Source organism: Rhodoferax saidenbachensis, from assembly GCF_031457975.1.
Taxonomy (GTDB): Bacteria; Pseudomonadota; Gammaproteobacteria; order Burkholderiales; family Burkholderiaceae_C; genus Allorhodoferax; species Allorhodoferax saidenbachensis_A.
In genome coordinates, this window is record NZ_JAVDXO010000002.1 from 331,361 (window position 1) to 351,069 (window position 19,709).

Annotated in this window: 17 protein-coding genes and 1 tRNA gene; 8 read left to right on the top strand and 10 right to left on the bottom strand. The window is 62.1% G+C overall.

Annotated features, from left to right (window positions below; all coding sequences use genetic code 11):
• Positions 1–44 precede the first annotated feature (44 nt).
• Positions 45–479: a DUF1841 family protein gene (locus J2X15_RS05705; protein ID WP_310340177.1), complete on the top strand. Its 435-nt coding sequence runs from the start codon at positions 45–47 to the stop codon at positions 477–479.
• 54 nt (positions 480–533) lie between these two features.
• Here the strand turns inward: J2X15_RS05705 and J2X15_RS05710 are convergent, their stop codons facing one another.
• A complete protein-coding gene (locus J2X15_RS05710) occupies positions 534–1,199 on the bottom strand; it encodes a c-type cytochrome (protein ID WP_310340178.1) in 666 nt (221 codons plus the stop codon).
• Between the two features lie 128 nt (positions 1,200–1,327).
• On the opposite strand from J2X15_RS05710, the gene J2X15_RS05715 reads away from it, so the two are divergent.
• From J2X15_RS05715 to J2X15_RS05735, 5 genes are all read left to right on the top strand, one after another.
• On the top strand, positions 1,328–2,182 hold the full coding sequence (locus J2X15_RS05715; protein WP_310340179.1) for an AAA family ATPase: 855 nt from the start codon (positions 1,328–1,330) through the stop codon (positions 2,180–2,182).
• Positions 2,183–2,189: 7 nt separating this feature from the next.
• A complete protein-coding gene (locus J2X15_RS05720; protein ID WP_310340181.1) occupies positions 2,190–2,411 on the top strand; it encodes a hypothetical protein in 222 nt (73 codons plus the stop codon).
• A gap of 6 nt (positions 2,412–2,417) precedes the next feature.
• Positions 2,418–3,014, top strand: a complete 597-nt coding sequence (locus J2X15_RS05725) for a GNAT family N-acetyltransferase (RefSeq protein ID WP_310340183.1) — start codon at positions 2,418–2,420, stop codon at positions 3,012–3,014.
• A 19-nt stretch (positions 3,015–3,033) separates the two neighbouring features.
• Positions 3,034–4,248, top strand: a complete 1,215-nt coding sequence (locus J2X15_RS05730; RefSeq protein ID WP_310340185.1) for a vWA domain-containing protein — start codon at positions 3,034–3,036, stop codon at positions 4,246–4,248.
• A gap of 34 nt (positions 4,249–4,282) precedes the next feature.
• Positions 4,283–4,357, top strand: a tRNA-Arg gene (locus J2X15_RS05735).
• Positions 4,358–4,663: 306 nt separating this feature from the next.
• On the opposite strand, the gene J2X15_RS05740 is transcribed toward J2X15_RS05735, so the two are convergent.
• Together J2X15_RS05740 and J2X15_RS05745 are read right to left on the bottom strand one after the other, a co-directional pair.
• A complete protein-coding gene (locus J2X15_RS05740; protein ID WP_310340187.1) occupies positions 4,664–5,905 on the bottom strand; it encodes a hypothetical protein in 1,242 nt (413 codons plus the stop codon).
• A gap of 216 nt (positions 5,906–6,121) precedes the next feature.
• The gene (locus J2X15_RS05745; RefSeq protein ID WP_310340189.1) at positions 6,122–7,003 is read right to left on the bottom strand and encodes a LysR family transcriptional regulator; all 882 of its coding nucleotides are present in this window, start codon (positions 7,001–7,003) and stop codon (positions 6,122–6,124) included.
• Between the two features lie 77 nt (positions 7,004–7,080).
• Between J2X15_RS05745 and J2X15_RS05750 the strand changes: the two genes are divergently transcribed.
• A complete protein-coding gene (locus tag J2X15_RS05750; protein ID WP_310340192.1) occupies positions 7,081–7,758 on the top strand; it encodes a glutathione S-transferase family protein in 678 nt (225 codons plus the stop codon).
• Between the two features lie 85 nt (positions 7,759–7,843).
• Here the strand turns inward: J2X15_RS05750 and J2X15_RS05755 are convergent, their stop codons facing one another.
• From J2X15_RS05755 to J2X15_RS05780, 6 genes are read right to left on the bottom strand one after another with little or no spacing between them, the layout of a single operon-like run.
• Positions 7,844–8,602 (bottom strand): lysophospholipid acyltransferase family protein, encoded by a 759-nt coding sequence (locus tag J2X15_RS05755; protein ID WP_310340195.1) that lies wholly within the window; start codon positions 8,600–8,602, stop codon positions 7,844–7,846.
• A 1-nt stretch (position 8,603) separates the two neighbouring features.
• On the bottom strand, positions 8,604–9,887 hold the full coding sequence (locus tag J2X15_RS05760) for a dihydroorotase (RefSeq protein ID WP_310340198.1): 1,284 nt from the start codon (positions 9,885–9,887) through the stop codon (positions 8,604–8,606).
• A 26-nt stretch (positions 9,888–9,913) separates the two neighbouring features.
• Positions 9,914–10,876, bottom strand: a complete 963-nt coding sequence (locus tag J2X15_RS05765; protein ID WP_310340200.1) for an aspartate carbamoyltransferase catalytic subunit — start codon at positions 10,874–10,876, stop codon at positions 9,914–9,916.
• A 1-nt stretch (position 10,877) separates the two neighbouring features.
• The gene (gene pyrR / locus J2X15_RS05770; protein WP_310340202.1) at positions 10,878–11,375 is read right to left on the bottom strand and encodes a bifunctional pyr operon transcriptional regulator/uracil phosphoribosyltransferase PyrR; all 498 of its coding nucleotides are present in this window, start codon (positions 11,373–11,375) and stop codon (positions 10,878–10,880) included.
• Positions 11,372–11,785: a Holliday junction resolvase RuvX gene (ruvX, locus tag J2X15_RS05775; RefSeq protein WP_310340205.1), complete on the bottom strand. Its 414-nt coding sequence runs from the start codon at positions 11,783–11,785 to the stop codon at positions 11,372–11,374. Before ruvX ends, pyrR begins: the two co-directional genes overlap by 4 nt.
• Positions 11,782–12,381 carry a YqgE/AlgH family protein gene (locus J2X15_RS05780; RefSeq protein ID WP_310340208.1) on the bottom strand — a complete coding sequence of 200 codons (600 nt, stop codon included), beginning with the start codon at positions 12,379–12,381 and terminating at the stop codon, positions 11,782–11,784. The genes ruvX and J2X15_RS05780 overlap by 4 nt, the downstream gene beginning before the upstream one ends.
• Before the next feature lie 21 nt (positions 12,382–12,402).
• On the opposite strand from J2X15_RS05780, the gene J2X15_RS05785 reads away from it, so the two are divergent.
• Complete coding sequence (locus J2X15_RS05785) at positions 12,403–13,860, top strand: cryptochrome/photolyase family protein (RefSeq protein WP_310340209.1); 1,458 nt, start codon at positions 12,403–12,405, stop codon at positions 13,858–13,860.
• Here J2X15_RS05785 and J2X15_RS05790 read toward each other — a convergent pair.
• Complete coding sequence (locus J2X15_RS05790) at positions 13,849–19,677, bottom strand: hybrid sensor histidine kinase/response regulator (RefSeq protein WP_310340211.1); 5,829 nt, start codon at positions 19,675–19,677, stop codon at positions 13,849–13,851. The two genes, J2X15_RS05785 and J2X15_RS05790, sit on opposite strands and share 12 nt — an antisense overlap.
• Positions 19,678–19,709 lie beyond the last annotated feature (32 nt).

A 19,709-nucleotide genomic window follows, 5' to 3' on the forward strand; every position in this document is an offset into this window, starting at 1 on the left:
TGAATGCTTTGGGACTATAGCCTTCGCATGCTAACCTTGGCCCCATGTTCAGCCCCTCCCAAGAAGACGTACGTCGATTTTTTTGCGCCACCTACGCCAAGGCCCGCTCAGGCGTTGCGCTGGAAGCTATTGAAACCATAGCAGCCCAATGGATGGACGAGCACCCCGAGTACGCCGCCGATTTTGCCGATGTGGACTTGGCACTGACCACCCTATACGAGGCGACCGAGGGCCGCACCAACCCGTTTCTGCACCTCAGCATGCACCTCTCCATCAGTGAGCAGTGCAGCATCGACCAGCCACGCGGCATCCGCCAGGCGGTGGAGCTGCTCACGCACAAGCGCAACTCGCTGCACCAGGCGCACCACGAGGCCATGGAGTGCCTAGGCACCATGCTGTGGGAAAGCCAGCGCGCCGGCCGGCCGCCCGACGGCGATGCCTACATCGCCTGCGTGCAGCGGCACGCCACCAAAGATTAGCAAGCAACAAAAAAGCCGCTCAAGAGCGGCTTTTTTGGGGACAGGGGGCGCGGCTTAGCGAAAACGGCTTTGCGGCACCACCTTCAACTCGCTAGGCAGGCTGCCCATGTAGTTGGCCAGCTCCTTCAACTCAGCGTTAGAGAACTGCTTGGCCACGCCGCCCATGATGGCGTTGCCGCGGCCGATATTGGCGTTGCCTTCGGTCTTGTAGGCCTTCAGCGCGACAAACAGGTAGTCGCTGTGCTGGCCGGCAATCTTGGGGTAGGTGGGGTCGATGGGCTTGCTGAAAGAGTCACCGTGGCAGGAAGCGCAGTTGCCCTTGGTTAGCAGCGCGTTCACTTTGTCGGAACCGGCAGCGGCCTTTTCAAGGGCGGGGGCGCCTTGCACGGCACCACTGGCTTCGTAGAAGGCAGCCAAGTCGGCGATGTCCTGGTCAGACAGTGAATCGGCAATGCCGCGCATGGTGGGGTGCTTGCGCTCGCCTTTTTTGTAGGCATTCAGGGCGGAGGCAATGTACTTACCGCCTTGGCCCGAGATCTTGGGAACCTTGTGGATTTCAGGGAAGCTGGCTTGGTAACCCACAATGCCGTGGCAGCCAATGCACATGGCGTTCTTCTTTTCGCCAGCCTTGATGTCACCCTGGACGCCCTCGGCGTGGGCAGCGAAAACGGTCACAGAGGCGACAAGCGCAGCGGACAGGGACAAGAGGAATTTGTTCATTTTGCGGGGACAATCAAGACGGTGATTGGTATAAATCAGCTAGCCGATTATATCGACCGCCACCTGCGCCCTTTGCAGCCTTTCTGCATTGTTTGGTCCGACCACCCCTTGCCCTGCCCGCCCACGCCATGAAATTCCACGGAACCAAGAACTACGTCGCTACCCAGGACCTGATGTTGTCGGTCAACGCGGCCATCACGCTGCAGCGCCCGCTGCTGGTGAAGGGTGAGCCCGGTACCGGCAAAACCATGCTGGCCGAGGAAGTGGCGCAGGCGCTGGACATGCCCCTGCTGCAGTGGCATATCAAGTCGACCACCAAGGCGCAGCAAGGCCTGTACGAGTACGACGCCGTGAGTCGTCTGCGCGACTCGCAGCTGTCCGACATCGACGGCGGCGAACGCGTCAAGGACATCCACAACTACATCATCAAGGGCGTGCTGTGGCAGGCCTTTACCGCCGACAAGCCCGTTGCGCTCTTGATCGACGAGATCGACAAGGCCGACATCGAGTTCCCCAACGACCTGCTGCGCGAAATCGACCGCATGGAGTTTTACTGCTACGAAACGCGTGAACTGATCAAGGCCAAGCACCGCCCACTGGTGTTCATCACGTCCAACAACGAGAAAGAACTGCCCGACGCCTTCTTGCGTCGCTGCTTCTTCCACTACATCAAATTCCCCGACGCCACGACCATGCAAAGCATTGTGGAAGTGCACTTCCCTGGCCTGAAGAAAGAGCTGCTGGCCGCGGCCATGAAGACCTTCTTTGAAGTGCGCAACCTGCCCGGCCTGAAGAAAAAGCCCTCCACCAGCGAACTGCTGGACTGGCTGAAACTGCTGCTGGCCGAAGACATTCCGGCCGAAGCCTTGCAGACCAAGGACGACAAGATGGCGGTGCCCCCACTGGTGGGTGCGCTGCTGAAGAACGAACAGGACACCACGCTGTTCGAGAAGCTGATGTTCATGCAACGCAACAACCGCTAAGCCGCGCATGAAAAACAATCCTTTGATCGAAGGCGTGTCCGACGCCGTGGGCTTTGTCGGCGGTGCGCTGCTGGGCTTCTGGATAGGCCGCCTGATCGGCTGGGACATCTTTGCACCGGGCTATGGCAATGCCAGCATTGGCGGCATTGTGCTGGTGGGCTTTGGCGGCGGCCTGGGCCTGCAGTTGGCTCGCCGCTGGCGCAGTCGCCAGAACAGCAACAAGGAGTAGACCCGCATGGCATTTGTAGAACCCGTCACCCTGGCCGCCCGCGGCGTGAAGCTGGTCCCGCTGGGCCTGGAGCATGAAGCCGGCCTGCGCGCCGCCGCTGCCGATGGCGAGCTGTGGACTCTGCGCATCACCTCGGTGCCCGAACCCGAGCAAACCCGCAAGTACATCGAAGACGCGTTGGCTATGCGAGAGGCTGGCAACCGCTTTGCCTTCGCTGTGACCGACGAGGCCACCGGACGCGTGCTGGGCAGCAGCAGTTACCACGACATCCTGCCCGCCGTGAAGCGCGTGGAAATTGGCTACACCTGGTATGGCAAAAGCAGCCAGCGCAGCCATGTCAACACCACCGCCAAGCTGCTGTTGCTGACCCATGCGTTCGAAACGCTGGGCTGCCACGTGGTGGGCTGGCGCACCGACAACTTCAACTTCGCATCCCAAGCCGCCATTGAGCGCCTGGGTGCGAAGAAAGACGGCATCATCCGCGGCCACGCACTGCGCCGCGACGGCACCATCCGCGACACCGTGATGTACAGCATGCGCAGCGGCGAATGGCCCGAGGCCAAGGCGCAGCTGCTGTATTTGCTGGACAAGCCGCGCACCTGACGCGCACAAGGAGCCCGCCATGCTGCTGGACTTTTTCTACACCCTGCGCTCCGCCAAGCTGCCGGTTTCGGTCAAGGAATACCTGACTCTGCTGGAAGCCTTGCAAAAAGGCGTGGTGGGGCCCAACGCCGCGCAGCCTGACGACGACACTGAGCCCAGCGGCTACAAGATTGATGACTTCTACTACCTGAGCCGCACCACGCTGGTGAAGGACGAGAAGCACTACGACAAGTTCGACCGCGCCTTTGCCGCCTACTTCAAGGGCGTGGAGATGATTGCGGATTTCACCAAGGACATTCCGCTGGAATGGCTGCGCAAGAATCTGGAGCTCAACCTCAGCCCAGAAGACAAGGCCAAGATCGAAAAGATGGGCTGGGACGAGCTGATGGAAACGCTCAAAAAGCGCTCTGAAGAGCAGAAGGAACGCCACGAGGGCGGCAGCAAGTGGATAGGCACAGGCGGCACCAGCCCGTTTGGCGCCAACGGCTACAACCCACAGGGCATCCGCATCGGGCAGGACAAAGGCCGTAACAAGAGTGCGGTGAAGGTGTGGGACCAGCGCGCCTACAAGGATTACGACGACACCCAGGAACTGGGCACGCGCAACATCAAGGTGGCACTGCGCCGCCTCCGCAAGTTCGCGCGCGAGGGCCATGAGGACGAGCTGGACCTGGACGAAACCATCAGCAAAACGGCGGCCAATGCGGGCTACCTGGACATCAAGATGCGGCCCGAGCGCCACAACAATGTGAAGGTGCTGCTGCTGATGGATGTGGGCGGCACCATGGACGAACACATCGCGCGCGTGGAAGAACTGTTCAGCGCGGCCAAGACCGAGTTCAAGCACCTGGAGTTTTATTACTTCCACAACTGCGTGTACGACTACATGTGGAAGAACAACCGCCGCCGCTTTGCCGAGAAGTTCGCCACCTGGGACATCCTGCGCAAGTACAACAAAGACTACAAGCTGATCTTTGTGGGCGACGCGACCATGAGCCCCTACGAGATTCTGCAGCCCGGTGGCAGTGTGGAATACAACAACGAAGAGGCCGGCGCCGAATGGCTGCAGCGCCTGACCAGCACCTTCCCCAAGTTCGCCTGGATCAACCCTGAGCCGCAGGGCGTGTGGCAGTACCGCCAGAGCATCAGCGTGATCCAGCAGCTGATGCACAACAAGATGTACCCGCTGACCCTCAAAGGTTTGGAAGAGGCCATGCGGCAGCTGACCAAGTAGCGCGAACCGCGGCCCTTACAATCGCCGCTCGCTGGTCTTCGTAGTTCAATGGATAGAACGGCCCCCTCCTAAGGGGCAGATACAGGTTCGATTCCTGTCGAAGGCACCAGCCTTCTCCCATATTGCTATCTAATTCATAGCTTCCAACGCAATGAATACGGGGGCTCAAGACCAACTTATCCCTCAAACTCTGCTGCGTAGTGTCCGACTGGGCATCATCACTGGGATCAGCCCCACCAGCGCCAGACACGGCAGCGCGGCTTCGCCGAGGCGTTCGTCGCGCGCCAAGTGAAGGCAGCCGACACCGAGGCCGAAGCCGATTCACCCGAAGCACCTCGGAGTATTGGGCAAAGAGCTGGTCGCTTAGGGCGATTGCGGCGTATGAGCCTGACAGGTTAGAAAGTGCAGAAGCTACCTAGGAATCCGGTGCGGGCTGGCCAGCGCCGACGAGCGCTCTTGTATCAGGATCGGCGTCGAACGCTGACTCTGCCAGCACCCAAGCCGGGGCGGTGTCTGCGTCAATCAATAGTTCCACGGCCCGCCTACGACAAGTAGAGCATGGCGAAAGCTCATACACATAAAGCAGGCATTCAAGCGCATCCATGCCCTTGTGTGCTTCGCACAAGTCCAGCAGTTCCCCGACGAGATGGTGGGCTTCGTCCGCGTCGTCGAGCGCTTTCAGATGCCCGGCGCACAACGCGAAGTCGTTCGCTTCAAAGTTGTTCACAAGGAGGGTAATGCCGTTCGCCATGTCGCCATCAGCAATCAGACGCAAGGCGGCTTGCCGCAACTCAATTTGCTTGGTCGGCGCCATGGCTCGCACAGCCGCCCACCGAACCAGCTCGTCGGGATCGGCAATCCATCGGAGCAGACGGTTATCGAATCTCGGGACGCCCGTCTTCGTAAAGCATCTGAACAGACGCTTCACATGCTCGGGCTCGTCCGACGCCAGCAGCGCCGCGAAAACCATTTCGCGCTGGTCGCTAGACGCTTGCGCGCCCCACCGCCGGAACCAATGACACTGATCCTTCGGGTTCTTTTTGACGTGCTCAACGATCTCGGCGCCGGTGTAGGCGGCGGCGCCGAAATGACTAGATGAGCCGCTCTGGCTCTCCAGCGTTCTGCGCATGCCCGCAAGGTAACTAGCGACATCCGGATCGACCTGGGCCTCGCGTTCCAGCGCCGCAAGTCCTCCCTCACTACCATTGGATGCATCGAACTGCGCACTGAGCCAATCATCAACCCAGAAGTCAGGATCGGCCTGCAACCAACGTCCGAGCTGGCGGGCGACGCGCATCAGTCCTTCCATGCCGTCTAGGGCCACAATTTGTTCGGCAGCGATCACGTCCGACGTACCAGACAAGCGCACCAGCGACGAATACAACACGCGTCTCGCTTCGTTTGAGCCAGCGGCGGCAAGCTCTTTCAGGATCGCGCTGCGTTGATACATGTCGCGATGATTCTCGGGTGTCGGCTCCTGGACTGTTGCTTCAATCGCCTGCACCACCTTCGTATTGAGCTTCGCACGTTCGATGATCGAGAACAGCCATGGCGCCCGCTCCGCCTCGCACTGAGGATCGTAGGTCAAGCACGACACGCACGCTGCCACGATATTGGCCGCCAGTCCACCCAATCCATAGCCATAGACTTGCTGCATCGCCCGACCGTGACCCGTCCGCAAGGCAGCCTCGAAGGCAGCAATTGAGAGAGGGAAGATAGGCTGTTCTATTCGCATTGAAAAAGTTTTTTTATCCCGCGTTCATGACGATAACCGCCCAATTCTCACTGCCCTTCACCCTCCTGACCATCCCCTGAACGGGTGAACTTAGCGTGGTAACGCCAACCCCATCACGATTGGCAGCCCCCTTCTCCCTCAAAGCGACACGGTTTCGCCCAGATGGCGGAACACCGCAGACACCCGCCGCAGATGCCGTGATTCGGGATGCGTGAGCAGCCAAAGTTCGGTCTGGCATTCATCGAGCGGTTCGGTCAGCTGTACCAGATCGGACCGAGTCTGCGCCAGAAACAGCGGCAGCACGCCAACGCCCAGGCCCGCGGCCACCAATTCCATCACGGTCAGGATGCTGCCCACGCGGTAGCGCGGCATCACCTTGGGAAAGTGCCGTTTGCGCCAGACCACGGAGGGGTGTTCGGGCAAGCCATCGTCGGGCCCGATCCATGACGCCTTGCCAGCCTCCACATCACCATAGTTGCGCGCCGGGCCCTTCTTGGCGCCATACAGCGCCACGCGGATGGGGCCCACGTGCTTGCCGACCAGGTGCTGGGGCGGGCGCTTGGTCGCCCGCACCGCAATGTCGGCGTCGCGCCGCGTCAGGCTGGTGAGTTCATTGCCCGCGTGCAGCTCATACGTTAGCAGCGGGTGGAGCGTGGCTAGCGTCTTGAGCGCGGGCGCAATCAGGCCGTGCAGCAGCGTATCCGTGGTGGTGATGCGGACCATGCCCGACACCAGCTCCGGCGTAGCCTGCGCCGCGGACCGCGCGCGCTCCAGCTGGGCCTCCACCTGCTCCGCATGCTCGGCCAGCGATTGCGCCAGCTCCGACGGCGCATAGCCAGCGCGGGAGCGCTCAAACAGGCGCTGGCCCAGGCCGCGCTCGATGCGGCGGATGGAGCGGAACACCGTGGACGCATCCACGCCCAGCCGCTCCCCTGCCCCCGCCAGGTTGGCCGCGCGCAGCATGGCCAGGATGACCTCCAGGTCAGCCGCGCTGACACTGTATTGCGTCTTTGCAATCATTGAATGCACTCATGCCTATTTTCATTGCACTTTCACAATACTACAGTCGCGGCCTACCCACTGCATTTGGAGTTGCCATGCAACCGCCCTTCGTCCTGATATCGCACACCCTGTGTCCCTATGTGCAGCGCGCCGCCATCGTGCTGGCCGAGAAGAACCTGGCGTTCGAGCGCCGCGACATCGACTTGGCCAACAAGCCCGACTGGTTCTTGCGCATCTCGCCTCTGGGCAAGACGCCGGTGCTGCTGGTCGACGATGAGGCCATCTTTGAATCAGCCGTGCTCTGCGAGTTTCTGGACGAGACCACGGCTCCACGCCTGCACCCGGAAGCACCCCTCAAGCGTGCCCGGCACCGGGCCTGGATGGAGTTTGGTTCTTCGCTACTCAACACCATTGGCGCGTTCTACAACGCCAAGGACATGGGGGCTTTGGCAATGCAGGTGCAGCAGATTCGCCAGCGCATGCAGCAGCTGGAAGACGCGCTGGGCGTCGGCCCCTATTTCGGGGGCAACCGCTTCAGCCTGGTGGACGCCGTGTTTGGCCCCGTGTTTCGCTACTTCGAGGTGTTTGACGCCATCCAGGACTTTGGCTTCTTCGATGGCCTGCCCAAGGTACAAGCCTGGCGCAACCGGCTGGCAGAGCGCCCCTCAGTACGCCAAGCCGCGCATGCCGAGTACCCGGCGCTGCTGCGGAAGTTCCTGCGGGCCAGGCAGTCGGCCCTGTCCCGACTGATGGACAACGCGGTAGCGGCTTGATGACCCGTCTGCGGCACAGGCGGATTGCTACAAAAACAGGAGCTGCCAGCGCAATAAATACGGGGGATAGAGGCCTATTTACCTCTTAAACCTTGTCGTTCAACGTAATGTCGCCACGCAAATCCACCACCGCTCGGCGCAGGTCAGCGGACCAAGCTCGGCGATCACGTCCGTCCGCCGTCTGCGCGGTACCAAAGCTCACCACGGCCTGCAGGTTCTGCGTCTTGAGCGTGCGCCACAGCGAATCGAGCAGAGTGTCGTCACCGATGTAGCAAGGCGCAAAGCTCACATGGCCTGTGGTCGCGTCCGAGAAATGCAGGGCTACTGGCAGCACTGGGGCGTGGGCCGAAATGGCGGCTTGCAGCATGTTGGCGTGGAATGGCTGCACGGTGCTGCCGTCGCCCGTGGTGCCTTCGGGGAACACGGCCAGCACATCGCCCGCGGTCAGACGCTCGGCCATGTGGTGCACCACGCGCATGGCGTCGCGGCGGGACTCGCGTTCGATGTAGAGTGTGCCCGCGCCATTGGCCAGCGTGCCCACGATGGGCCAGTGCTGCACCGCAGCCTTGGAGATAAAGCGGCAATGGCGCGCGGCGTGCATGACCACGATGTCCAGCCACGAGATGTGGTTGGCCACCAGCAGCAAGGGGCCAGTGGCGGGCGGGGTGCCATTTACTACCAATTTGATAGCTAGTCGCGCAAGCATGGCGCGGGCCCAGGCCTGAACTTCTGCATCACGCTCGGGTTGCGTCAGCTTGGGGAACAGCCAATGGATGCGCCAAGCCCCCACCAACACGTGGACCAATACGCGCAAGAAGCGCCAGCAGGCCAGGACGCGGTACATGCTAGGCCGCAAACGCGATGCGACCGGCCACCAGCGTGGTGTGCACACGGCCCAGCAACTCATAGCCGCTGAACGGGGTGTGGCGGCCCTGGCTGCGCAATGCGGCGGGCTCCACCACCCAAGGGGCTTGCGGGTCAAACACGCACACATCCGCCATGCCACCCACCGCGAGGCGCCCGACCTGGTTGCCCAGCTCTGCGCCCAAAACTTTGGCGGCATCGCTGGTCACCACGGCCAGTGCCCGTGACAGGCCCAGCTGGTGGTCCCCCGCCCACTTGAGCGACAGGCTCAGCAGCAGCTCCAGCCCCGTGGCACCGGGTTCGCTCTCGGCAAATGGCAGGGCCTTGGCGTCTTCGTCCACCGGCGTGTGGTCGGACACCAGGGCATCGATGGTGCCGTCGGCCAATGCGGCGCGCAGGGCGTCGCGGTCGCGCTGCTGGCGCAGTGGCGGGTTCACACGCATGCGGCTGTCAAAGTAGCCCATGTCCACATCGGTCAGGTGCAGCGAGTTGATGCTCACGTCACAGGTGATGGGCAAGCCCTCGGCCTTGGCCTGGCGCACCAGTTCCACGCCAGCGGCGCTGCTGATGCGGCACAGGTGCACGCGCGCCTGGGTGGAGCGCACCAACTCGAAGATGGTGTGCAAAGCAATCGTCTCGGCTGCCACCGGCACGCCGGACAGGCCCATGCGTGTGGCCAGCGGGCCGCTGGCGGCCACGCCTTTGCCCAGGTGGTATTCCTGCGGGCGCAGCCACACGCTGTAGCCAAAGGTGCTGGCGTACTGCAGCGCGCGCTGGGTCACCTGGGTATTGACCAAGGGCACCTCGGCTTGGCCAAAAGCCACACAGCCGGCTTCCGTCAGCGCCACCATTTCAGTGAGCACTTCGCCCTTGAGCCCGCGGGTCAGCGCGCCCATGGGGAACACGCGCGCCTGATTGAGGCGCTCGGCGCGGTAGCGCAGCATTTCCACCAGACCGGCCTCGTCCAGCACGGGGTCGGTATCTGGCGGGCAGACCACGCTGGTGACTCCACCGGCCACTGCAGCCGCCAACTCCGAGGCCAGCATGCCTTCGTGCTCCAGGCCGGGCTCGCGCAGGCGCACGGACAAATCCACCAGGCCGGGGGCGACCACGCAGCCCGTGGCGTCCACGGTTTGTTCGGCCACAAAGCCTGCAGGCACTGCACCAATGGCCAGCACCTTGCCGTCAGCAATCGCCACATCGGCCAGCGTGTCCAGCGACGAAGCCGGGTCAATCACGCGGCCACCTTTGATCAGAATATTCATGGTGTCAGTCTTTCTGTCTGCGGCCATCAGGCGTCATTGCCGGCAACGATGCTCATCACCGCCATGCGCACGGCGATACCAAAGGTCACCTGCGGCAGGATCACGCTTTGTTTGCCATCCACCACCGCAGAGTCAATCTCCACGCCGCGGTTGATGGGACCGGGGTGCATGACGATGGCGTCGGGCTTGGCCAGTTGCAGCTTCTCGGGCGTGAGGCCAAAGCTCTTGAAGAACTCGTGCATCGACGGCAGCAGCGCGCCACTCATGCGTTCGTTCTGCAGGCGCAGCATGATGATGACGTCGCAGTCCTTGATGCCTTCTTCCAGCGTGTGGCAGACGCGCACGCCCATTTGCGCCATGTCGGACGGCACCAGGGTCTTGGGGCCCACCACGCGCACCTCGGCACAGCCCAGTGTGGTCAGCGCATGGATGTCCGAGCGCGCCACACGCGAGTGCAGCACATCGCCCACGATGGCCACGGTGAGGTTGGAAAAATCTTTCTTGTAGTGCCGGATGGTGTACATGTCCAACAGACCCTGCGTGGGGTGGGCATGGCGGCCATCGCCCGCGTTGATCACGTGCACATGGGGCGCCACGTGCTGGGCAATCAGGTAGGGCGCGCCAGACTCGCTGTGGCGCACCACAAACATGTCGGCGGCCATGGCACTCAGGTTGGCAATCGTGTCTAGCAGCGACTCACCCTTGGAGGCGCTGGAGCGCGCGATGTCGAGGTTGATGACGTCGGCACTGAGGCGTGTGGCGGCAATCTCGAAGGTGGTGCGGGTGCGGGTGCTGTTTTCAAAGAACAGGTTGAACACGCTCTTGCCGCGCAGCAGGGGCACCTTCTTCACTTCGCGGTCGTTGACGGAGACGAAGTTGGACGCGGTGTCCAGGATGTGGGTGAGGATGCTTTTGGGCAGGCCTTCGACCGACAGCAGGTGCACCAGCTCGCCGTGCTTGTTGAGTTGGGGGTTGCGTTTGTAGAGCATGTCAGGCTTCCTGTACGTCGAAAGAGAACACGCCCGCGTCGCTGCGCGCCAGCGCCAGCGACTGTGTGGGTGCCACGCTCACGCGCGCCGCGGCGAAGTCGGGTTGTATGGGCAGCTGGCGGCCGCCACGGTCCACCAGCACCGCCAGTTGCACCGAGGCAGGGCGGCCAAAGTCAAACAGCTCGTTGATCACCGCGCGCAGCGTGCGGCCGGTGTAGAGCACATCGTCCAGCAGCAAAATCTGCGCCCCATTCACATCGAACGGCAACTGCGTTTGCCCGCCCGACGACAGGCCACGCTGGGCAAAGTCGTCGCGGTGCATGGCCGACGAAATCGTCCCAGCCTTGCCCGGCAGTTTCAGGTCCGCCTGCAGGCGCTCGGCCAGCCAGGCGCCGCCCGAGGTAATGCCCACCAGTCGGGTATCGGCGTTGCACAACTGCTGCACACCGCGCAGCAGCTCGCGGTACAGCGCCTCCGCATCTAAAGCCAATGTACTCACGTCAAACTCCTCAAAAACTGTTCCAGGATGATGCAGGCCGACGCCGCATCCGCATCCTTCGCGCCCGAGCTGATGGCTTCGGTAGTGCTGTAGCGCTCGTCCACCTCAAACACCGGCAGGCCAAAGCGGCCATTCAGCTGGCGGCCAAATTTCTTGGCCCGTGTGGTGCTCTCGTGCGGCGCGCCATCAGGGTGGTAGGGCACGCCAATCACGATCGCATCAGGCTGCCATTCCTTGAGCTTGGCGGCCACGCCGTCAAACCGGGCGTTGCCTTCGGCGTGAATCGAGCCTTGAGGCTGGGCGGTCTTCAGCAGCCGGTTGCCCACGGCCACGCCGGTGCGCTTGAGCCCAAAATCAAAAGCAATGAAGGTAGTCAGGTTCGCAGGCACGATCGCAGCCGGTGCGTTCATGCGTGCCCCGCTTGGGTGGAGATCATCCAGGCCTGCAGGCCCAGCAAGGCCAGGGCCCTGTCGTAGCGCTGCTCTACGGGCGTGTCAAAAATGATGGCTTGGTCGGCGTCTACGGTCAACCAGCTGTTTTCGCCCAACTCGGTCTCCAGCTGGCCTTCGCCCCAGGCGGAATAGCCCAGCGACACCAACACCTTGCGCGGGCCAGACCCGCTGGAGATGGCTTCCAGCACATCCTTGGAGGTGGTCATTTCCAAACCGCCGGGAATCGTCATGGTGGAGGCGTAGAGCGCTTGCTCAGGCTTGGCATCGAGCGCCCAGATGGCTTCGTGGAGCACAAACCCGCGCTCAGTCTGCACGGGCCCGCCCTGGAACACGGGGTTGCCATTGAGGTCTGCACGCGTCAGTGGCAGGTCAATCTTGTCAAACAGGGCGTCGAGGTTGATATCAGAGGGCTTGTTGATGACCAGCCCCAAGGCCCCACGGGCGGTGTGTTCACACACGTAGACCACGCTTTTGGAGAACATGGCGTCCTCCAAGCCGGGCATCGCAATCAAAAAGTGGTTGGTCAGATTGATGGGTGCAGAATCGCCGGGCATATCTTGATTTTAACGGGTGCCATGCCAACACAATTCGCTACCGGACTGGTCTGGTTACGCCGCGACCTGCGCGTGCACAACAACACCGCCCTGCACACCGCTTTGCAGCAGTGCGAACGCGTGGTTTGTGCCTTTGTTTTTGACCAGGACATCCTGGCACCCCTGCCGCGCGCCGACCGCCGGGTAGAGTTCATCCGCGAATCCTTGGTGGAACTGGACAACAACCTCGCGGGCAAGCTGGTCGTGCTGCAAGGCCGCCCCGAGGCCTGCATTCCGGCGCTGGCGCAAGAGCTGGGCGTGCAAGCGGTGTTCGCCGCGCGCGACTACGAACCCCAAGCTCAGGCGCGGGACGCCAAAGTGCGCGAAAACCTGCGCGCGCTGGATGCCACGCTGGTCCTTGTCAAAGACCATGTGATTTTTGAAGAGCGCGAAGTGCTCACGCAAATGGCCAAGCCCTATGGCGTGTTCACCCCCTACAAGCGGGCGTGGCTTGCACGGCTGGAACAGACACCATTGGTGCAGAACGACAGCACGGCGCTGCTGCACAAGCTGGTGGCCAAGCCACCGGGCCATGCCAAGGCGGTGCCCACACTGGCAGAACTGGGTTTCGAGGCTACCAACCTCCAGCAGCTCAGCATCCCCACGGGAGAGTCAGGCGCCCAGCAGCTACTCGCCAATTTTGTGGACCGCATGGGCCGCTATGACCAGACCCGGGACTTTCCGGCCGTCAAAGGGCCTAGCTACCTGAGCGTACACCTGCGCTTTGGCACGGTGTCGATACGCCAGCTGGTGGCCCTGGCCCAAGAGCACTGTGCACAGGGCAGCCCTGGCGCGGCCACCTGGCTGGGCGAGCTGGTGTGGCGCGATTTTTACTTCCAGATCCTGGCGAATTTTCCACAGGTGGCCACCCAAGCCTTCAAGCCCGAGTACGACCACATCGCCTGGGAACAGGGGGAGCATGCGCAGTTGCTCTACGCCGCCTGGTGTCAGGGCCGAACCGGCTACCCACTGGTGGATGCGGCGATGGCGCAGCTGAACCAGACCGGCTATATGCACAACCGCCTGCGCATGGTGACCGGCAGTTTTCTGGTGAAACACCTGGGCTTGGACTGGCGTTGGGGTGAGCGCTACTTTGCCGAGCAGCTCAACGACTTCGACCTGTCGGCCAACAACGGCGGCTGGCAGTGGGTGAGTTCTAGCGGTTGCGATGCGCAACCCTACTTCCGCATCTTCAACCCCATCACGCAGAGTGAAAAGTTTGATGCCGAGGGTAAGTTCATTCGCCGTTATCTGCCGACCTTGGCAGCCTTGGGCGCCAAAAGTATCCACGCGCCCTGGCTAGCCAAGCCGCTGGAACTGAATGCCGCAGGTATCGCGCTGGGCGAGAACTACCCGCTGCCCATCGTCGACCATGCCACCGCACGTGCACGCACGCTGCAACGCTATGGCATCGTCAAAAAAGCCGACTCAGACGGCTAGCGCAGTGCTGCAGTAGCTGCGCACCAGGCCCAGCAACTCGTCTTCGTTGTAGGGCTTGCCCAGGTAGTGGTCCACACCCAGATCACGTGCGTGCTCACGGTGTTTTTCCGCAATGCGCGAGGTGATCATGATGATGGGCAGGTGCTTGAGCTTGTCATCGCCACGGATGTTGCGAGCCAAGTCAAAACCGTCCATGCGCGGCATTTCAATATCGGACAGCACGACGGCAGGAATTTCTTCCTGCAGACGCTCCAGCGCTTGCAAGCCATCGTTGGCCAGCGCCACACGGTAGCCTTCGCGCTTGAGCAGGCGCTGCGTCACGCGGCGCACGGTGATGGAGTCGTCCACCACCAGCACCAGCGGCAGTTGGTCCGCAGCTTCCATCATGGAAGAGTTGCTGGCTTCCGCAACCGACGTGCCTTCGCCTGCAGCGGCTTCATCGGCTACCGCAGCGCCCAATGCGCGGGCCTGCTCGCCATACACCGCGGCCAAGGCCACGGGGTTGTAGATCAGTACCACGGCGCCAGACGCCAGCACGGACATGCCGGCCAAACCAGGCAAACGCGCCAACTGAGGGCCCAAATTCTTCACCACCACTTCGCGATTGCCCAACACTTCGTCCACGTGGACGGCCAGGCGCTGGCCCGCGCTACGGAAAACCGCCACCGGCATGGTCTTGCTCTTGGGCTCGTGGCTGCGTGCAGACACCTGCAACAAGGCGCCCGCCCAGAAGAATGGCAAGGCCTGCCCTGCCATGTCAAAGGCCTGGTCGGTATAAGCCTGCTCCAGCTTGTCGGCGGGAACACGCAGCACCGTTTCCATGATGTTCGCAGGTACGCCCACCGAGAACTCGCCCATGCGCAGAATCACCACCTGCGTCACGGCGGTAGTCAGCGGCAAAACCAGCTTGAAGGTGGTGCCCTTGTCTGGCTCGGTCTGGGTTTCAATGCGGCCACCCAAGGCATTCACCTCGGAGCGCACCACATCCATCCCGATACCACGGCCCGCCAATTCGGTCACCTGGTCGGCGGTGGAGAAGCCCGGCATGAAGATCAGGTTGGCTGCATCGCTGTCGCTGAGCTCGGCATCCTCCGTGACCACCCCATTGGCGATGGCTTTGGCACGGATACGGTCCAAGTGCAGGCCGCCGCCGTCGTCGCTGAAGGATACGGACACGTCGTTGCTTTCCTGGTGCACCAGAATATTGATGGTGCCTACCGCAGGCTTGCCAGCAGCGGCACGGGCCTCTGCCGTCTCAATGCCATGGGCGACCGCATTGCGCAGCAAGTGCTCAAACGCGGGGGCCATACGGTCCAGCACACCCCGGTCCATCTCAATAGAGCCGCCGGTAATGTCCAGCTTGACCTGTTTGCCTGCATCCTTCGAGGCCTGGCGCACCACGCCATACAGGCGGTCTGAGATACCTTCAAACTCCACCATGCGGGTACGCAGCAAATCGCGCTGCAGCTCGCGGGCCTGACGGCCCTGGGCGATCAAATCGTCTTCGGTGCCTTCCACCGAGCGCTGCAAATTGCGCTGCACGGTCGCCACATCGTTCACCGACTCGGCCATCATGCGGGTCAACTCCTGCACGCGGGTAAAGCGGTCAAACTCCAGCGGGTCGAAGGACTGCGCGGAATCTTTGGTTTGCGCCAAGCGCGATTGCATCTGCGACTCGGCCTGAAGTTCCACGTCGCGCAGCTGTTGGCGCAAACGGTCCAGGTTTCCACCGAGTTCGCCCAGTGATGAACGCAACTGGTTCAAGCGCGCATCCATGCGTGAACGCGTGATCATGACCTCGCCCGCCTGGTTGACCAAGCGGTCCAACAGGTGCGAGCGCACGCGCACCGACTGGTTGCTGCTGGCCTTGGGCAAAGCAGTCAGCGGCGTATGCACCACGGGCTTGATCTTCAAGGGCGCGGGCGCAGCAGTCTCTGCATCGCCACTGGCCTCCACATCGGCATCGTCTGCTTCCGGCACGGAGGCAGGAGCTTCTTCAGCCTCTGCCTCTGGTTTGCCCAGCGCCGCGAACACGGCCTGCAGCGTGTCAAAGCGCGTCAGCAATGGCTCCAACTGCACGGCTTGCAAAGCCTCTGTGCCAACCTGCTCAATAGAAGACTCCATGCGGTGGGCCATTTCCCCCAGACGCATGGCTCCAGCCAAACGGGCGCTGCCCTTGAGCGTATGCAGCAGCCGCAAAATTTCGTTGCGTGCGCCCATGTTGTCAGGGCGCGCTACCCACTGGCGCAGCGCCGTACCCAGCTGGGGCATGAGCTCTGTCGCCTCTTCTTCAAAGATAGGCAGCAGATCCTCGTCCAGGTGATCCTCGGCGTCGATGTCTTCGTCTTCGGCATCGACAATAGTCAGCGGTGCCGCACCCAGGGATGGCACATACACAGGTTCCTGCACAGGCGTAGCTACGGGGGCAGGAGCCGGCGCCTCTTCTTCCAGCAGGGAATCCAGATCGTCCAACACCGAATCGTCCAACGATTGGTTCGATGCACTTTCCAGAGCCGGCGCAGGGAATTCGGTCTCCGTGATCGCATGCAGGGCAGACAGCACCGTAGCATCCGCGTCCTTGAGGAACCCGGCCGCAAATTGGTGCAACAAACGGCGAATGTCTTCTGCCGCGTCATTGAACACGGCGGCCTGTTCGGCAGAACCCTGGCGGTGCAATTGCACATGCTGCAGGGCTTGTTCCAGGGCACGGGCCATGTCAGACAAGGCCACAAAGCCGACCGTGGCGGAACTGCCCAACAAGGAATGCGACAGTGCAATCACAGAGTCTGGCACTGTCTTGGGCAACTCCAGCGCCCATTCGCTAAGCTCAGTCTGCAAGCGGCGCGACCACTCGTCCGCCTCGTTCAGGTAGACGTTGTACAGCGGGATGCTCAGGCGCAATGGCCCAATGATCTTCATGCCATCGTCGGGCTCCATGAGCGGCGACTCGAGCAATGGCTCTTCTTCTGCCAGCTCTGCAGGCAGTTCCACCAGATCAGATATCACGGTGTCTGGGCCAGAATCCGACTCGACTTCTTCCTCGACAGGGACTTCCGCCACCTCGGCGGCAGGCTGCGCCGGTGCGGTCACTGGCGCATCGAAGCTACCAAAGTCGAAGTCGCCCAAATCGACTTCACTGACTTCGGTACCACCATGCGCGTCCATCGCATCCGCCTTCGCGGTGGGTACTTCAAATGCCTGCGTGGTGTCAAAACTGAAGATCTGCGTCGACACAAAATCTGGCGGCGGCGTAGCAGCAACGGGCTCCTGCACATCCAGCCCCGAGAACAACTGGGTCGATGCGAAGTCAGCCTGTCGTGGTTCGGGCTTGGCATCCAGCGACAGACCGTTGGACAACTGGGGGGAGTCAAAGTCTGGCCATGCAGCTTCTGGCTCTGCTTCGGGTGGCAATCCAGCACTTGCGGGTAATACAGGCGCGTCCACCGCTGGCTCAGCGCCGGGTGTTTGCAAGGGCTGCAGCGTGTTGTGCAAGCGCAGCGCTTCCGCAGTTTTGCGAAACTCCGAGGCACTCCAGGGAACGTCGGCCCCGGAGGCAATGTCTTCTACCCAGCGGCCAAACGCCTGCATGGCGTCACCGGATACGGACACCAAGTCATCGCTAGCCGGGCGCTGCTCGGCCAGCGAGGTATTGAGCAATTGCTCAAACGACCAGGCGGCCTCGCCAAACTCATTCAGCCCGACCATGCGCGAGCTGCCCTTGAGCGTGTGGAAAGCACGGCGTAACGTCGTTTGTTCGGCTAGGTTGGTAGGGTCCGCACGCAGTGACTCCACTGCCGCCAAACCGTTTTGCACCACTTCGCGCGCTTCTTCCAGGAAGATGTCGCGCAACTCAGCGTCGTCGTCAGCGTCTTCTGCAGGAACGGGACTTGGAGCGGCAACTGCGACCGGAGCCACCACCGGCACAGCGATGGCGACGGTGGGAGGTGCAACCACTTCAGGCACCGCAGGCGGGGCCGCCGTCAACATTTCGAGCGCAGCCACATCAGAGGCCACATCGGGTTGCGGCACAGGGGCGGCATCTTGCACGGCTGCGCGCTCACGACCCATCAAGGGCTTGAACTCACCGAGCTCTTCGTCGTATACAAACAAGGTCTTGGCCAGCGCGCGCTGGTAGCTCAGCATGTCGATGAGGAAGCCCATTGCCCCCAAGCTGCTACCAATCTTCTCAAAAATTCCGGTACGGGCGGTCGCTTCGTCGATGTCATCCACCAGAAACTGCTCCACACTGGCCCGCATACGGATGGCGGCGATGGAGGGCTGGTCCAGCCCCAGCACCGAGAACACGCCACGCATTTGCGCCAACTGGCTGGGCACTTCACGCAGGGGCGATTTGTCACGAGGGTCGCGGAAGAACTGGTCTAGTGATTTTTCCACTTCGGCCAGATTGGTCCGCAATTCGTCCACCACACTGCCCATGGTTTGGCGGTCGCTGACGCGGCGGTACAGCTCCTCCATCCAGGACTCCAGTGGCTCAGGATCGCCACCAGCGCCGACGTGCTCAAGGCGCTGCGCAAGCCTGGCACTGCGGTCTGCCATCTGGCTGTCCGTGGGGTCCAGATCCTCGTACGCTGCTTCCAGGTACAACACCGAAGTAGCCACTTCCATGGCCACAGCGGGTACAGGAGCAGCACCGGAACGCACCGTAGCCTCAATGGCACGGGACAGCGCCTTGGCCAAATCACCACTTTCCGCGTGCAGCTTCACCACCGCATCGGCCACGGCTGCAAATTGCTCACCCGCCGCCTTCAAACGGTTGGTGTCGCCACCTGCCAAGGCCGACCAAGTCTCCGCCGCGGAGGCAATCCGCTTGCGCGCCAAAACCAACAGCGCAGGATCAAACCGGCCGAACTGCTCGGTGTCGTAATCCACCGGCTTGGTCCGCGTCAGGCCGTAGGCATTGCGCACAGCCAACAAACTTGGCGAAGAGGCTGCGTCCTTGGGCGTTGCCCGCGAGCAGAAAAACACCAAGTCTTGGGCAAGGCGTTCAGAGACCGACGCACCACCCTTGGCCAGGGCCACATACTGCTGCAGGATGCGCGACGCGGCACGCTTGGTGTAAACATCACCAGAGAACAGGCCTTGGGCCATGGCCTCAAAGTAGCCTGCACACACCATCCAGAAGGTTTTGGTTTCAAGTTCGGTCGCCGCAGCGGCAAAACCGTGACTGATATCGCGCAGTTTCTGCGCAGCCCTGAGGTCACCGCTCTTGACCAACCGCAACACTGCTTGGTCCATATCACGGCGCACTTCGGCACCGTAGGCCAGCGGCGCTACACCGGCAGGCGCGGCTATCGCCACCCAGCGCCACTCGGGTGGCCACAGGTCTGCGGGATGAATGCGGTCCGCGCCAGCCAGCTCTTGCAAAGCCCGGTACTGCGGGAATAGCGCCACCGAGGATGCGGTTTTGCCTTTGAGTACGCCTTCCAGATATTCCGTCAGCGCAAAGCTGGCGCGCTCCATACGGTTGGCGGCGTCATCGCTGCACAACTCAGGGCGCTGCACGAACTTTTGCGCAAGCGACTCCATGGAACGCAAAAACTTGGCAGGTGCCACCAGCCCGACCATCTCCAACGCGCCCACCGCTTGGTGCAACTGCTGACGGGCAATACGCAGGTGGCTGGCATCCAGCTCCGTCAGGTCGGAGCCCCGAGCCAATTCGGCATCACGCACGAACCGGCGCATCGCCTTCGTCGCCCCGTCTAGTGACTTGCGCAGCTCATCAAGCACCCAGGCCAAAGGCCCAAGATCATTGACCGCTAGTTCGTTGTCGCCGGGAGCGGCTGTGTTCGATGACATGGGTTCAAGCTCTCCTGGATCTCACGGGGCGG